18 protein-coding genes are annotated in these 15,084 nt (G+C 44.5%); all 18 read left to right on the forward strand.

Annotated features, from left to right (window positions below; genetic code table 11):
- Positions 1-107: 107 nt before the first annotated feature.
- The 18 genes from V1225_RS08670 to V1225_RS08755 all read left to right on the forward strand — a co-directional run bounded on the left by V1225_RS08670 (position 108) and on the right by V1225_RS08755 (position 15,079).
- On the forward strand, positions 108-407 hold the full coding sequence (locus V1225_RS08670; protein WP_338546119.1) for a hypothetical protein: 300 nt from the start codon (positions 108-110) through the stop codon (positions 405-407).
- Positions 408-415: 8 nt separating this feature from the next.
- Complete coding sequence (locus V1225_RS08675) at positions 416-1,225, forward strand: hypothetical protein (protein WP_338546121.1); 810 nt, start codon at positions 416-418, stop codon at positions 1,223-1,225.
- Between the two features lie 316 nt (positions 1,226-1,541).
- Complete coding sequence (locus V1225_RS08680; protein WP_251616522.1) at positions 1,542-1,958, forward strand: hypothetical protein; 417 nt, start codon at positions 1,542-1,544, stop codon at positions 1,956-1,958.
- 317 nt (positions 1,959-2,275) lie between these two features.
- Positions 2,276-2,737, forward strand: a complete 462-nt coding sequence (locus V1225_RS08685; RefSeq protein ID WP_338546123.1) for a hypothetical protein — start codon at positions 2,276-2,278, stop codon at positions 2,735-2,737.
- A gap of 447 nt (positions 2,738-3,184) precedes the next feature.
- Complete coding sequence (locus V1225_RS08690) at positions 3,185-4,000, forward strand: RHS repeat-associated core domain-containing protein (RefSeq protein WP_338546125.1); 816 nt, start codon at positions 3,185-3,187, stop codon at positions 3,998-4,000.
- 71 nt (positions 4,001-4,071) lie between these two features.
- Positions 4,072-4,602, forward strand: a complete 531-nt coding sequence (locus tag V1225_RS08695) for a hypothetical protein (protein ID WP_251631533.1) — start codon at positions 4,072-4,074, stop codon at positions 4,600-4,602.
- Between the two features lie 89 nt (positions 4,603-4,691).
- Complete coding sequence (locus V1225_RS08700; RefSeq protein WP_338546127.1) at positions 4,692-5,177, forward strand: hypothetical protein; 486 nt, start codon at positions 4,692-4,694, stop codon at positions 5,175-5,177.
- Between the two features lie 118 nt (positions 5,178-5,295).
- Positions 5,296-6,396 (forward strand): hypothetical protein, encoded by a 1,101-nt coding sequence (locus V1225_RS08705; RefSeq protein ID WP_338546128.1) that lies wholly within the window; start codon positions 5,296-5,298, stop codon positions 6,394-6,396.
- Positions 6,397-6,555: 159 nt separating this feature from the next.
- On the forward strand, positions 6,556-7,215 hold the full coding sequence (locus tag V1225_RS08710; RefSeq protein WP_338546130.1) for a HEAT repeat domain-containing protein: 660 nt from the start codon (positions 6,556-6,558) through the stop codon (positions 7,213-7,215).
- 135 nt (positions 7,216-7,350) lie between these two features.
- A complete protein-coding gene (locus V1225_RS08715) occupies positions 7,351-7,791 on the forward strand; it encodes a hypothetical protein (protein WP_251631647.1) in 441 nt (146 codons plus the stop codon).
- A gap of 185 nt (positions 7,792-7,976) precedes the next feature.
- The gene (locus V1225_RS08720) at positions 7,977-8,435 is read left to right on the forward strand and encodes a hypothetical protein (protein WP_338546132.1); all 459 of its coding nucleotides are present in this window, start codon (positions 7,977-7,979) and stop codon (positions 8,433-8,435) included.
- A 217-nt stretch (positions 8,436-8,652) separates the two neighbouring features.
- Entirely contained in the window at positions 8,653-10,161 is a 1,509-nt protein-coding gene (locus V1225_RS08725; RefSeq protein ID WP_338546134.1) for a ParB/RepB/Spo0J family partition protein, read from the forward strand.
- A 319-nt stretch (positions 10,162-10,480) separates the two neighbouring features.
- Positions 10,481-10,822: a hypothetical protein gene (locus V1225_RS08730; RefSeq protein WP_016316827.1), complete on the forward strand. Its 342-nt coding sequence runs from the start codon at positions 10,481-10,483 to the stop codon at positions 10,820-10,822.
- A 1-nt stretch (position 10,823) separates the two neighbouring features.
- A complete protein-coding gene (locus V1225_RS08735; protein WP_338546140.1) occupies positions 10,824-11,525 on the forward strand; it encodes an antirestriction protein ArdA in 702 nt (233 codons plus the stop codon).
- Positions 11,526-11,587: 62 nt separating this feature from the next.
- The gene (locus V1225_RS08740; protein WP_338546142.1) at positions 11,588-12,067 is read left to right on the forward strand and encodes a PcfB family protein; all 480 of its coding nucleotides are present in this window, start codon (positions 11,588-11,590) and stop codon (positions 12,065-12,067) included.
- On the forward strand, positions 12,054-13,895 hold the full coding sequence (locus tag V1225_RS08745; RefSeq protein WP_338546144.1) for a VirD4-like conjugal transfer protein, CD1115 family: 1,842 nt from the start codon (positions 12,054-12,056) through the stop codon (positions 13,893-13,895). Before V1225_RS08740 ends, V1225_RS08745 begins: the two co-directional genes overlap by 14 nt.
- A 92-nt stretch (positions 13,896-13,987) precedes the next feature.
- A complete protein-coding gene (locus V1225_RS08750; protein ID WP_016316823.1) occupies positions 13,988-14,200 on the forward strand; it encodes a Maff2 family mobile element protein in 213 nt (70 codons plus the stop codon).
- 12 nt (positions 14,201-14,212) lie between these two features.
- A complete protein-coding gene (locus V1225_RS08755) occupies positions 14,213-15,079 on the forward strand; it encodes a VirB6/TrbL-like conjugal transfer protein, CD1112 family (protein WP_160254814.1) in 867 nt (288 codons plus the stop codon).
- Positions 15,080-15,084: the final 5 nt, after the last annotated feature.

The following is a 15,084-nucleotide window of genomic DNA, read 5'->3' on the forward strand; positions in this document are numbered from 1 at the left end:
AAAAAGTGAATCCAATCATTCTATGAAGGATAATTGGATTATACGAGACTGCTATATATTACATTGAAGAAATTTATGACGAAAAAAATGGGAAACAATTTTATGATGTGATTTGGGAAAAGGATATAGCATCCGGAGTACAGAAGAAACTTCTACAAGGTGATGAACATTCATTTGAATCATTTAAAATAATAAACGGAAGATTATTTGCTGTTGATGAAAATCTTGGGAGCCTTGTTGTTAAAAATTTATCCACAGGGCAAGTAAGCACACATCAATTTTCAGAAAATGTATATCCTGCGTATATTATTCCAAAGATGAGGATAGCATTATTGTTATTGGAATTGGAGAGAGTTACCAGTATAAAATCATCGAATATCAACTTGAAGAAGCTAAAGAGCGTATAATAACACTTTTGAATAATGAAAAAGAGGATGCCAGTTATTGGTTATGGGATAATGGAACATATAAAAATGGATATCTGTATTGTAATGATATGTCGGATAATGTGGTTCAAATTGATGCAAAAACAGGAAAAATAGAGATTTTAATTACTGCGAATCAACTGATTCGCCAAATCCTCACAGATGAAAATATAGAAAAAATGGAAAACTGCATAAAAAGGAAATATGAATGTTATTTATATAAACCACACGTTTTAAAAGGAAAAAGAGAAATGAATAAAATGTTTGTAGATACAATCAAATCCTGTGATGCGGATAAATATTTTGAGTTATTGAATGAATATCCGTATTCGATTATCTGCTGTGGGGTATTAGAAGGTGGAGAAGAAAACTTTTTTCAGAGGGCACTAGACGGAAATATTCCTATGAGAACCTATCTTCATGGAGAAAAAGAAATTATAAATATTGTTCATAAGCTTTATGAAAACAATAAAAACGATGATATTGTGGGCTGTATAGGTGCACATGGAAACTTGGTTACTGACACATATGCAAAAAAAACATGGGGATTTGAAACAAGATTTATTTTAAACTTGCTTAGTTGGAAATGTTTATATATAGGTTATTTTGGATTGCTCCATAAAATGGTATTAGTCGGGTGTCGAGAAATGGGTGCAACATTTTTATATTTTACAGAAGAAGATATTTTTGTTTGTATTGATGCTTTACGGTGTGTTATTTTCAGCAAAACAGAAGAACAGGCACTTTCTTATATAAGAGAGATAAAGTGTGAGCACGAAGTTCGGTCATTAGTAGAGTAGTTATTAGTTTGATAAATGGGAAGCAGATGCAATAGAAATATGTAATCGTGATAAGTGCTTACAGTTATTATTTAAGTAATCTAATTCATTATTTGCTGTAAAATGATAAAAGATGACGAGAAGATTTCTTTCCAAAAAGTTGGAGCTACTAGTTTTTCATAACAGAGGCAAAAATGAAACTAAGAATGGTGGAAGTGATTAGTACGAAAAAGGAATTAATTGGAAGCTATAGTGTAAGAATCATGCCTACTGGGACGATTTGATTAAATATCATCCCAGTAGGTGTTAATGTTTAATTGCATAGAGGAGATCAGCTGTGAAAAATGTAATCAAAAAGGTTATTTTGGCATTCCTGCTTATAGTCTCATGTGTTTCTTTTTTCATGTGCGGAATAGAGCCTGAAGAGCCGTTGATAGAAAAAAGCATTGATGGAATTGCAGAATATCTTGGCTATACAGACGGTAAAGAAATAGAAATTCCGTGGGACGAAGATGGTGAAGGAGCAGGAGCAAAGGCAGGAAAAACTTTTAACTCAGAGTATGGAAAAGTAACTATTTTTGAATTTGATCCAAACTCAAGTTCGTATAATTTTTGGAAGAATGAGACAAGTACTTGTGTAGATGGTTTTGTGATACTGTTTGATTGGTCCACACCTGAAGAAATGACAGATTATGACCTTATGCGAGAATGCGAAAAAATAGAGAGCATTAAATTTAAAGAAGATGAAAATTAAAGATAATAAAAGATGATTTAGAAGACTGGCAGAGGAAATGTTATGAGCAAATTTGACAACATAGATGATTTTTGGCTCTAATTATTTTATAAACGAAAAAGAAATCTACTTTATATATTTAGTGGCGCTTGCGCTTGTAGATAAGCTTATTTCGAGTTTGCAGGATGGGATGAAGCTTTCTAGAATATGGTGGCTATTATTAAGCTTGTGCATTATATAATTCAGTCGCGTGGCATGAAAAACAAAAAGGTGCCTGTAGAAAACAGGCGAATGCATGCGTCAACAAAACGCAGATTTTAAGGAAGGAGATAACTGCTATGACATTCGAAACGGTATATGAAATATCAAAACATCCATTTCCAACGTTTATAGTGGTGGTTTTAGGATTCCTTATTGCGATGGTGATTTATTCGATTAATCGATTCAAAGAATTTAGAGAGAAGGATGTTGTAACCTCAAAAGACTCGGCAAAATTGTTAGGAGATTTCCTGATATGCGTTTTTTTGCTTATTACACTGATTGTAGAAGGAAAAGGAGGTGGAATGCCGCAACGATATGCTAATGCATATTACAGTGGAGATTATGAAGTTGTAGAAGGGGAAATTACTGAACGAGTTGAACCCAAAGGAGGAAATGTTAGATTTACTGTTAATGGTAAAGAATTCTCGGTTGTACGTTTCATAAATAATCCTGTACCGGAGGAAGGATATATAAGAGTCACTTATGTATGTGTAGATGATGTGGAAGAAGTCGTAAAACTGGAGGTAGCAACAGAATAGTGCGGTTAATGTAAGGAGAAGGTAGAGACAGACGACCTAAATAGTTTGTCTCTACTTTTAGCAAAATTCAATCTGAAAGTCATGTTGTCAAAAATAAAAATACCGTCTTAAAAACGGCAGTACAGAAAAGAAATTCACCTATGATGCAGATAACAGACTGTGCATGATAACCTGCATGGAAAATGGCGCTTATACTTTCCGCCAGGACAACGGGTATAACGGGTTAGGACAGCGCACCAGTAAGTTTGTGGAGGCAGTAGGAGTATCCTTATACACCGCCTATGATTATCAGATGGGAAGCATAGTGCACACAAGTGGCTATACAAACAGAAATACTCTGAACCTTTTGGTGATGCCGGAAATATCATTGCTGCTGAGCGGGATGCTGAAACTGGTAAGGATTATTACTTCTACAACAAGGATATCCGTGCCAGCACGACTAGTATTTTGGACAGCAGCGGAAACTGTGCAAACTCTTATGAATACAGTGATTTTGGCGAGACGACTGTCCACGGGGATTTGTATAACGAGATCTGCTATACAGGTGGTATCTACGATGAGACTACAGGGCTTTACTATCTCAATGCAAGGTATTACAATCCGGCAGATAAAAGGTTCTTGACGGAGGATACGTACAGGGGTAGTGAGAATGACCCGAACACGCTGCATTTGTATGCGTATTGTGCGAATAACCCGGTGAACTATGTCGATCCGAGTGGGCATTTTGCTCTTTCAACTGGTGCAATAGCTGCATTGACTGCGGCTTTGATTGCAGCAACAGAGTTTATGTCTACTCCAGAATTTCAAAATTCTTGGAGAAATTTTTGTACCATGATAGGAAATGGATTATCTTCAGTAGGTAACCAAATTCGTAAAGGAGTACAAAAAGTATGGAGCGGAACAAAGCCATATGTTCTAAAAGTACAATCTAGTGTAGAAATTTATACAAAGATTGCAAAGGCACAATCTAAGATAGAAGATAAAGTAAAGAGGAAAAAGCAAAAATATTTTGAGGGATATATGAATAGTATTAATGGTTTTAAATATATCACAATTGGAAGAGGAATCAGTTTTGCTCAAGCTAAATCTAGGATTCGGAGACAAAATAATGTTTTTGCTATAAATAAACATTTTGCCAAATCATTAGCTGGAAGTTTTACAGGTATTATAGGTCCAGAGATTGATAAAAATATGGCAGGAGTAGCGGGATACTTTTATCATTATCATGTACAGAATAGAAAAAATAAAGCGCATATATGGTAAGATAATATTAAATTAGCGATGAGTTATACAAAATGATATTATTTTGTATAACTCATCTTAAAAGGAGAAATATGTTATCAATTCAGATTAATTCAACAAGTAATAGTGAATTCCTAAATTATATTTTAAAAAAAAGTACTTATGGAATGTTTATATTGCCTAATTTCAGGCAGAAAGGTTTTTGCAATAGTATAAAATTAAATAAAGACTATAATATGTATCGCAAGAACTGTAACTCACTAATAGAGGCGGTTTATCCAAAATTAATAAAAAACTATGTAGATAAGAAAGTATTCAATTCAAAGTACAGCCATGTTTTGGACATTTATGTTTTTCAAATAACGAAAGAGTTCAGACTTAAAGCAATAGAATATGGCGCTTTAAGTCAATGGTTGTATCCAAACTTACCAGAGGATTTATGTTTATTTGATGAAAATAAAAATTGTCTTTTATTTACGCAGACACATGAAGACATTTGTTGCATTTATGGAGAATCTGAAAAAGAACGAGCGTTATTTAAAAGTTGGGGACTCAATTATCAAATAGCGGCTAACGAATTTGATAATCGAAATGAATATAATATGTCTATGTTGAAAGTATAATGCTTTTAAAAAATAGAAATATTATTATAGTTAAACATATTTTCGCAGCAGAACTACAAAGATTTTGGATAGCAGCAATGAGGCGTAAAATGGATATTAAAGAAAAGGTTTATATAAGTTTTGTCGGTACGATTATTTTCTCCGTGAACTTGTTGCTATATTGCAAGTGGTATCCTAGTACAAGACTTCTAATGCCAATGGCGATAGGCTTAGGGTGCATGATACTGCCATGGATTAAGGAGAAAATGATTCACAAAAATGTAATGCAAATTGAGTTGTGGGAAACCGATGAGACTGGAAAACGTTTGAGGCTTCTTAGAGAACTTTCAAAAGAGGAGAGAAAGACGGTGAGCCAGATATTTCGGAAGTTTCCGTACAAGGTTAATAAAGGAAAAGACGGAAAGATGAGTTGTGCAGGTGTTGCTTTACGTGTTATTTACAAGAAGCAAAAAGAAACTTTGTACCTTACTAGAGAGAATAGCCGTTGTTTTGTAATGAGAGATAAAATAAGCGGGGTAGTTTTAAAGGAGAAGGAAGCACAGAAAGTGAAACATATTATATCTTGTGAGTCTTAGAAAAACCACGTGAATTAAAATGAATCTCAGAAAGCAGTATATACGAAAATAATATATAAGCTTGATGTCATCCCTCTTACATTGAAGAGAGAGGATGACAAAAGTGGAGAATTGAGGCATGTGTTATACAAAGATTATAAAAAAGGTTACTTATGTGATTGGCATATTCATATTAGTGAGTGGAGTATTACAACTTATATTCGAATATGTACCCAAAGAGATTACCATTAATCAAAAAAATGAAGTTGGAAATTATGGAAATCACTCACAGGAGAATTATTTGATATTTTCTTCAGGAAATAGTGTTTGGTCAATTCCGTTTATTTGTGGAAGCAAATTGTATTTGTATGATATAAAAGAAGATAAGAAGTATCTTTTATGGCATCAGAAAGGAATCTTTCAGGAATTTGGAACAGAGATGTGTTTTAACGGCGAAAATATTTTAGTTTTTGCGGGAAGGGGAATGGGTGGACAACCGTCAGACGCTGTGATGATAGCCTTAGATGGGAGCAAGAAAAAGATTACAATAGATCCAACTTCATGTATAGCGATAAAGGAGACTGCTATATATTACATTGAAGAAATTTATGACGAAAAAAATGGGAAACAATTTTATGATGTGATTTGGGAAAAGGATATAGCATCCGGAGTACAGAAGAAACTTCTACAAGGTGATGAACATTCATTTGAATCATTTAAAATAATAAACGGAAGATTATTTGCTGTTGATGAAAATCTTGGGAGCCTTGTTATTAAAAATTTATCCACAGGGCAAGTAAGCACACATCAATTTTCAGAAAATGTATATCCTGCGTATATTATTCCAAAAGATGAGGATAGCATTATTGTTATTGGAATTGGAGAGAGTTACCAGTATAAAATCATCGAATATCAACTTGAAGAAGCTAAAGAGCGTATAATAACACTTTTGAATAATGAAAAAGAGGATGCCAGTTATTGGTTATGGGATAATGGAACATATAAAAATGGATATCTGTATTGTAATGATATGTCGGATAATGTAGTTCAAATTGATGTAAAAACAGGAAAAACAGAGATTTTAATTACTGCGAATCAACTTGGAACCGAAAGAAATTACTGTCACGCAGAATACAGCCAAGACTATATTGCCATTGAAGTTTATCATGATTCTATGAAAACACTTTATATATTTGATTATGGAGGAAATTTAATTAGGAAAAAGTTATTGCATCAATAAAGCTACTTGGATTTGTTGTAGCCTTATAAAGATTATAAAACAATAAAAACTTTAGAGATAAACCTTGCAGAGGAGCATTTAATAATAAGTTTGATTTTTATTTTGCTTCGAAAAATGTACAGGGAAAGCGAGGTTTATGAAAAAAATTAAGAAATAAAGATGTATAGCAAGTCGAAAAAACAAATAGAAAAATTAGAATTAATACAAGAATTTAGTGAGACAGAGTTAATAACTTTGCAGAAATTAGCCTTTTCTAAAAACCGGGAGATTAGAAGAAGGGCAGCAGTTTTACTAGGACAGCAGTATGATAGCAGGAGTGAAATGATTCTATATCATTTGTCGTTTGATAGAGACGAATTAGTTAGATTAGAAGCTACGGATTCCTTAAGTATAGGAAAGACCTTGTCCTCATTACAGCGATTGGAAATGCTTTGTTACTCAAGTGATTGCTATATAAGATTTTTTGCAATTCAGTCTCATTATGATGTATATATGAACTTGTATGAAAATGAGGATAAAAAATCAGAGTACCTAAACTCAGTGATTCGATTACTCCAAACTGAGCGTAATCTACTTGTAAAACTTGCTCTATATAAAGTTTGTTTTCTTTGCGGAGATGAGAATGCACTTAAACAAATTGCGGATATTCTTATAAATGCAATTAAAACTAGTGATTATAGTTTGATTTCACCAGCATTGAATTTACTTGATGAGGTTATAGATGAACATTCAAAAGAGTTTATAGAACCCATTTTTCCCTTTATTAATAAGCTAGATGGGCATCAAGCTGCATTGCTTTTATCTATGATTGAGATATGAATATTGTATTCTATATCGTCTGCTATACTGGCGGAATCTACGATGAGTGCACTGGGTATAGTCCGGTGAATTATGCTAATCGGAGTAGGCATTGATTGATAAGTATTGGTTACGATATTAGAGGTGTAAGATAATATGCATGTGCAAACGGTATATGAGATTCCGAGACACACTTTCCCGATAGAATTGCTATTTGATATAGCGTTCATTATTGTTGCGATAGGACTGATTAGTCAGGCTATATCAAGCTTTAGAAGACAAAAATTAAATATATGGGATGTAGTTGGTGTTTTCGGTGCATTAGTTGTTGCTACTATTGGAACTTGGGGAATTTGTGATATTGCAGAGAATGGATTAGACCCTTATGCGAAAGCTTACTATGCAGGGGAGTATGAAATATTGGAAGGTATATGTGAAGACTTTAAGTCTTTTAAGGTGAATGATTTTTATATCGGTGATAATTATTTTTATTATCCAAAAGGGCAGCCAATTGAAAACGGAAGTAAAGTCCGCGTATACTATATTGACTTAGGTGAAGGAGAAAAGGAAACTCTACGAGTCGATATTATTGAATAGTCGTTGATGGGAGTCAGTTATAGTAACTCTCAATCTTCCGTTAAATAAAATTTAAAGATTACTAGACGTGAAAGAATATTAAGGTGTTGTTGACAAAAGGGCATGCGAAAGTTTTAGTGGTTGGATTAGGATGTAGTAACGAACACCGCTATATCCTAATTAATACATTTAATCGGGTGATATACATGAGATATAAAAAAATTTTCATCACTGCTATAGAAATCATATTTGTAATTTCTTTAATAAATATGATGTTGTATACATATAAACAAATAAAGTGTACAGATGATATAATATTAAACTCTGAAGAAAGCCATATAAACAAACGGTACAATAGTGATTATATACTGCTTTGTGAAAAGAATAATTGGACAGATTTTCCCTTTATTTTCGGAGGTAAAATACTTCTTTATTCAGCTGAAACAGGTGACAAATATTTTGTTGCTGACACAAAGAAGCCCTTCAAAACATTAACCTATCCGTTTGCAACTAAGGGTGCTGTTTATTATTCAGAACGTGAAGAAACCGGTGGTGCAATGGGAGCATTACATCGTAAAGATTTACAAAGTGGAAAAGATGAAGTCATATTTGAACAGTCCTATTACGATTTTTGTGTTAGCAAATATGGTATTGCATACATATGAATGAGTTTTAATAGGAACACTGTAATATCAAGGCTTTTCGGAGCCTACACCCACAAAAAAATATTATTTGAGCTATCACATTACGCAGAAAGCCGTCCGGCATGAAAAAACGGGCGGCTTTTTTGCGTGGATAGCCGGGAGGGAGGCGAAAAAATAGTAACAAATTTTTAGCGCAAGATTTGTGCAACATTCACGAAATTAAAAAAGGAGGTAACGAATGGCAGACGAAAAATTAAACGTGAGCCCGGAGGAAAATCCCCAGCCCAGCTTGTTTGATGCCGGCCCGGCGGGTGCTCCTGCCCAGGACGCTCCCACCCCGGAGCCCCCGGCCCCGGAGAACGCCCCCGAGCAGACTGGCGGCGAACCACCCGCCCAGGATGCCCCGGCTGGTGCTCCCGGCGAGGTGAGTGTCTCCGCTGACCAGATTGAAAAGCTGATGGCGGAGCGGCGGGCGGCGGAACGTGCGGAGGTGGAAAAGAACGAGCCGCCCGAACCGGAACAGCCGCCCACCCCGGCCCCGGAGGAAAAGGCCACCGGGGAAAAGGGGCCCGCCAAAAAGGACAAGGCCGCCAAGGAAAAAGCGCCCGAACCGGATAAGCCCAAGGGCAGACGGGGCCGCAAGCCCAAGGAAGAAAAGGCGGGGCCCGGCGAACCGGGAGGGACGGGGGCCCGCCGTGGCCGCCCGGCCAAGGCTGATAAGGCGGCCACGGACAAGCCCCCGTCCCCACCTCGAGACAAAATGTCCCAAAGCAAGGGGGCCAAGGCCGCCACGGTAAAGGGCAGGGAAGAAGCCCCCGCCGCTCCCCAGCCTGCGCCGGAGCCGCCGCCCCAGCCCCGTGACGCGACCCGCGCTGAAAAGGAAGAGATTGTCTATCTCAAACTTTCGGAGCTGTTCCCGTTCAAAGACCATCCTTTCGGTGTGCGGGACGATGCGGAAATGAAAGGGCTTGTAGCATCCGTCAAGGACAACGGCGTACACCAGCCCGCGCTGGTGCGTCCCCGCGAGGGCGGGGGCTATGAAATCATCGCGGGCCACCGCCGCCAGCGGGCCAGTGAGCTGGCCGGGTTCGCCAATATGCCGTGTATCGTCCGCAACATGACGGACGATGAGGCTGTCCTTGCGATGACGGACGACAACCTGCGCCACCGGGAAAAGATTTTGCCGATGGAGAAAGCGCAGTCCTTAAAAATGCAGGTTGAGGCCATCAGCCATCAAGGGACGAAGATGGAGGGCGTGGCCACCGGGGACGTTGGAAAACGCTCCACGGAAATCGTGGGGGAACGAAACGGCATGAATTACAAGCAGGTACAGCGGTATATCCGGCTGACCGAGCTTGTGCCGGAGCTCCAGTCTATGGTGAACGAGAAAAAGCTGTCTTTCACCCCCGCCGTGGAAATCTCGTTCATCAAGCCCAAAAACCAGAGGTTTATCGCCGTTTCCATTGAGGGCGAGCAGGCGTCCCCCTCGCTCTCCCAGGCGCAGGAGCTCCGCAAGCTGGATAAGGACGGGAAACTGAACGGCGATGTGATAGACGGCATTTTGAGCCGTGAAAAAAAGGAGGTAGACAAAGTGATTATTTCCGCCGCTGAACTGAACAAGTATTTCGGCAAGGACGCCACGCCCCGGGAAATGAAAGACCAGATTATGTCCCTGCTGGCCGAATGGAAAGAGAAACAGCCCCCGGAGCGCACCGCCCCGGAGAAAAAGACCGACCGGGAAAAGTAAGCCTTGAGACATTTTGTCCCGAGGTTTTTCTTTTTCCCGCGCCCCTCCCCCGCGCCTTGCATAGCGTTCTTTTAGAGAGGGGCTCTGGTGGTATATCCCCCGTCGCCGCCTGCTACTGAGCACAGCCGGGAGTGGGCGGTCAAGGGGCGGAACGCCCGCCGCTTGCGGCGGCTTGCCCTTGACGGCCCGCCCCGGCTGTGCCACCCCTCCCGGCGCGGCGGGGGATATATCCTCCAGAGCCGCCCCCTTTCCCATGAATGGGAAAGGGCGGGGGGATTGGGTTGAACGACAACTATTAAAATATCGGAGGTAAACGACTATGAAACGACCCCTTGCTTACATCACCGCCGCTTGGTATGGCGGCGATACGGAAAATGCGGAGCTGGCCGCGCAGTACTGCCGGGCGGTCTACGATGCGGGCTTTGCCCCTATCTGCCCGGCCTTGTTCCTGCCCCTTTTCCTCAATGACGCGGTTCCCGAGGAGCACAAGAGCAGCATCGACATTGGCCGCGACCTGCTCCGCCGCTCCCGGGTGCTGGTGGTGTGCGGGCATACCGTCACCGAGTCCATGAAGAACGACATCGCCGTGGCCCAGCGGCTGGGCATCACCGCCACCACCCTTGAGGGCATCCTGACCGTCAAGGGCCAGGGCCGCCGCTGACGTGGCCGCGCTGTTCGAGGCGTACATCACCAATCTGGGGAAATACAACGAGGGCGAGCTGGTGGGGGAAACGCTGAAATTCCCCACCAGCCCCCAGGCGGTGGAGGCGCTGTTAAAGAATATCGGCGTGGACGGCATACGCTACGAGGAATTTTTCATCACCAGCTTTGACGGCGATGTGCTGGGGCTCTATGACTATCTGGGCGAGTATGAAAATCTGGACGAGCTGAACCATCTGGCCTGCCTGCTCTCGGAGCTCCCCCAAAGCGAGATTGAAAAATTCGAGGCCGCACTCCATATGGGGGCGCATACCTCCAGCGTGGCGGACATCATCAACCTTGCGGAAAATCTGGACTGCTTTGAATTTTACCCGGATATTGAAAGCGAGGAAGATTTGGGCCGCTGCTATGCAGAGGATTTGCCGATACCCGCCGAGCTGAAAGACTACTTTGACTATGAGGCATACGGGCGGGACATATCCATCAACGAGGACGGCCACCTTGCCCCCGGCGGCTATATCGTCCAGACGGGCGATATTAAGGAAGTCTACCACGGGATAGAGGATATTCCCAAGGAGCACAAGGTTTTTGCCCTCCCCCGGCTCTCCATCCGGGAGCAGATGGCTGCCTACAAGGAAGTGATTGACCGTTCCTCTCTGGCGGCTGAACGCAAGCACCCGGAAACAAACCGGGAGGAGCGGTGACTTCGAGACATTTTGTCCCAAAGGCCGGAGGGCCTATCCCCCATGAAAGGAGGCGGTTTTGATTGATTGACGAGGATGTTTCCCGGCGCACTATCGCGTTATCCATGCGGACGGGAAAGCTGACGGCCCGGGTGCTGGCCTATGCGCTCCGGGCGGCTGGCCGGAAGATACAAAAGGAACGCCGGGCCCACCAGACGCCCCACGGCAGGCAGTCCGTGAAAAAGCTCATGGCCCACGGCGCGGCCACAAACAGCATCGAGCTCACCGGGGCCCCAAAGGAATTTGACCGGGTGGCCCGGAAGTGGAATGTTGACTATGCCTTTTACAAGACCGGGCCGGACAAGTATCTGCTGTTCTTCAAGAGCGGGCAGGCGGACGCAATCACCGCTTGTTTCGGAGAGTATTCCCGCCGGGTGCTGGACAAGGCAAAGACTGACCGCGTACCCATCCGGGAACAGCTCAAACGGGCCGCCGCCGAGATACTGCATAACCCCGCCCACAAGAAAGAGCGTGTAAAGGAGGCCGCCCATGAGGACAGATAAGCTGAAAAAGTACCTTTTGCCGAACCTCCCCTATCTGTTCATCGGCTGGGCCTGCCTAAAGGTGGGGACGGCCTACCGTCTGGCGGCGGGGGCGGATTTGGCCCACAAGCTGGTGGGGATGGTGGCGGCCCTCGGCCCGGCCTTTGCCGACTTCGCGCCGGGGCTCAATCCTTTTGACTGGCTCACTGGCATCGCGGGGGCTGTGGCGATCCGGCTGATTATCTATCAGAAAAGCAAAAAAGCCCAAAAATATCGCCGGGATGAAGAGTATGGTTCGGCCCGCTGGGGAACGGAAAAGGACATCAAGCCGTTCACCGACCCCAGGTTTGAGAACAACATCATTCTGACCGGGACGGAGTTTCTCACCACCAACACCCGGCCCGCCGTCCCCGCCAACGCCCGGAACCTGAATTGCTGTGTTGTCGGTTCCTCCGGCTCCGGCAAGACCCGGTTCTGGCTTACCCCGCAATTACTCCAGGCCCATTCCTCCTATGTGGTGGTAGACCCAAAAGGCGGGGTGCTGGAGCAGGCGGGCTTTTTCCTGCAACGGAAAAAGGGATATAAAATCAAGGTTTTTAACAGCATTGATTTTTCCCGCTCCATGCACTACAACCCGCTGGCCTATATCCGCAACGAGGCCGACATTTTGAAATTCGTCAATACCTTAATAGCCAACACCAAAGGCGAGGGCAAGGAGGGCGACCCGTTCTGGACGAAATCAGAAACGCTCCTATACTGCGCCCTTATCGCCTATATCATCTTCGAGGGCCCGGACGAGGATAAAAACATGAATACCCTTGTAGACATGATTTCCGGCATGGAGGTCAAGGAGGACGATGACGACTTTATGAACGCGGTGGACTATATGTTCGCCGGGCTGGAAAAGCGCAAGCCGGACTGTTTCGCGGTCAAGCAGTACAAAAAGTACAAGCTGGCCAGCGGCAAGACGGCGCGGAGCATACTTATTAGCTGTGGCGCAAGGCTGGCCCCATTTGACATCCCGCAACTCCGGGAGATTATGAGCTATGACGAGATGGAGCTTGACAAGCTGGGTGACAGACGGACGGCGGCGTTCTTCATCATCAGTGATACCGACACCACCTATAACTTTATCGTGGCCCTTGCCTTTTCGCAGATGTTCAATCTTCTCTGTGAACGGGCGGACAACGTACACGGGGGCCGCCTGCCCCATCATGTGCGGGTGCTGTGGGACGAGGCCGCCAACACCGGGCAAGTGCCCAACCTCGAAAAGCTGGTGGCGGTCATCCGCTCCCGGGAGGTGAGCCTGACGCTGTTCTACCAGCAGTTGGCCCAATGTAAGGCCATCTACGATAAAAACGCGGAAACTATTTTAGGCAACATGGACAGCGTGGTGTTCCTCGGGGGCCGGGAGGCCAGCACCATCAAGGAAATATCGGAAAACTGGCTGGGCAAGGCCACCATCTCCATGCAGACGGAGGGCCGCTCCCGAGGGCAGTCCGAAAGCTACAACCAGAACACCCAGCGGCTGGGCCGGGAGCTTATGACCCCCGCCGAACTTGCCACCATGCCCGGCGACAGGTGCATCCTGCAACTGCGGGGCCTGCCGCCGTTCTACTCCCGGAAATACGATTTGAAACAGCACCCCAACTACCGATACACGGCGGAGGCGGACAAGAAGAAAAACACCTTTTCGCTGGAGCGGCTTATCTGCCGCCGCATGAAAACGCTCAATCCCAACGAGCAGTACACCGTATACGAGGCGGCTGTGCCGGACGGAACGCCCATAGGCGAGGACGAGGACATCCTCAACTATGACGATTTGGACGACCCGGACGCTTTTGTATAGCTTTGGGACATTTTGTCCCGAAGTGTCACCTGCCGCCTACACCGGGCGGCTTTTCCTGTGCCCGGGAAAATCCCGGAGAAATGGAGGACTATATGGCATTTTTCGCATCCGCTATCACCACTTTGCAGACCCTTGTTATCGCGCTGGGCGCGGGCCTCGGCGTTTGGGGCGTTGTTAATCTGCTGGAGGGCTATGGCTCGGACAACCCCGGCTCAAAAAGTCAAGGCATGAAACAGCTCATGGCGGGCGGCGGCATTATCGTCATCGGCACGACACTCATCCCCCTGCTGTCGGGGCTGTTTTAAGGGCGGCGGCTTATGGACTTTCTCACCGACTGGCTCACGGACTGGCTGAAAGAGCTGCTGATTGGCGGCATCATGGGGAACCTTGAGGGGCTCTTTGATACCGTCAATGCCCAGGTCGGAGAGATTGCGGTGCAGGTAGGGACGACCCCGGCGGCATGGAACGCCGGGGTTTTCTCCCTCATCCGCCAGCTTTCCGAGACGGTGATTTTACCCATCGCCGGGCTGGTGCTGACCTTTGTAGCCACCTATGAGCTCATCCAGATGCTTCTTGAAAAAAACAATATGCACGAGGTTGACGTGGCGAACCTCTACAAATGGATGTTCAAGACCGCGTGCGCGGTGCTGATACTTTCCAACACGTTCAATATCGTGATGGCCGTCTTTGACGTGTCGCAGAGCGTGATTTCCCGTTCTGCCGGGCTGATACAGGGCTCCACGGCGGTTTCCCCGGATATGTTAAGCAACCTCCAGACCACGCTGGAGGGGATGGATTTGGGGCCGCTTTTAGGGCTGTGGCTCCAGTCCTCGGTCATCGGGCTCACCATGCAGGCGCTGGGCATCATCATTTTCGTGCTGGTGTACGGAAGAATGATAGAAATATATTTGCTGACCAGCCTTGCGCCCATCCCCGTGGCGACCCTCTCCAACCGGGAGGTGGGCGGCATGGGCCAGAACTACTTAAAATCCCTTTTTGCCGTGGGCTTTCAAGGGATGCTGATTTTAGTCTGTGTCGGCATCTATGCGGTGCTGGTGCAGGGCATCGCCGCCGGGGGCGACCCCATCGGCGCGATATGGGGAACCGTGGGCTATACGGTGCTCCTCTGCTTCATGCTGTTCAAGACCGGGACAATCGCCCGGAGCATCTTCGGGGCCCACTGATTTAG

The organism is Emergencia sp. JLR.KK010 (assembly GCF_037018265.1).
Lineage (GTDB): Bacteria > Bacillota > Clostridia > Peptostreptococcales > Anaerovoracaceae > Senimuribacter > Senimuribacter intestinalis.

Excerpts from the sequence above, each read along its gene's own strand:
- V1225_RS08685 (WP_338546123.1), top strand. The coding sequence starts at position 2,276 with ATGACATTCGAAACGGTATATGAAATATCAAAACATCCATTTCCAACG.
- V1225_RS08725 (WP_338546134.1), top strand. The coding sequence starts at position 8,653 with ATGGCAGACGAAAAATTAAACGTGAGCCCGGAGGAAAATCCCCAGCCC.
- V1225_RS08720 (WP_338546132.1), top strand. The coding sequence starts at position 7,977 with ATGAGATATAAAAAAATTTTCATCACTGCTATAGAAATCATATTTGTA.
- V1225_RS08730 (WP_016316827.1), top strand. The coding sequence starts at position 10,481 with ATGAAACGACCCCTTGCTTACATCACCGCCGCTTGGTATGGCGGCGAT.
- V1225_RS08715 (WP_251631647.1), top strand. The coding sequence starts at position 7,351 with ATGCATGTGCAAACGGTATATGAGATTCCGAGACACACTTTCCCGATA.
- V1225_RS08745 (WP_338546144.1), top strand. The coding sequence starts at position 12,054 with ATGAGGACAGATAAGCTGAAAAAGTACCTTTTGCCGAACCTCCCCTAT.
- V1225_RS08705 (WP_338546128.1), top strand. The coding sequence starts at position 5,296 with ATGTGTTATACAAAGATTATAAAAAAGGTTACTTATGTGATTGGCATA.
- V1225_RS08750 (WP_016316823.1), top strand. The coding sequence starts at position 13,988 with ATGGCATTTTTCGCATCCGCTATCACCACTTTGCAGACCCTTGTTATC.
- V1225_RS08710 (WP_338546130.1), top strand. The coding sequence starts at position 6,556 with ATGTATAGCAAGTCGAAAAAACAAATAGAAAAATTAGAATTAATACAA.
- V1225_RS08755 (WP_160254814.1), top strand. The coding sequence starts at position 14,213 with ATGGACTTTCTCACCGACTGGCTCACGGACTGGCTGAAAGAGCTGCTG.
- V1225_RS08700 (WP_338546127.1), top strand. The coding sequence starts at position 4,692 with ATGGATATTAAAGAAAAGGTTTATATAAGTTTTGTCGGTACGATTATT.
- V1225_RS08695 (WP_251631533.1), top strand. The coding sequence starts at position 4,072 with ATGTTATCAATTCAGATTAATTCAACAAGTAATAGTGAATTCCTAAAT.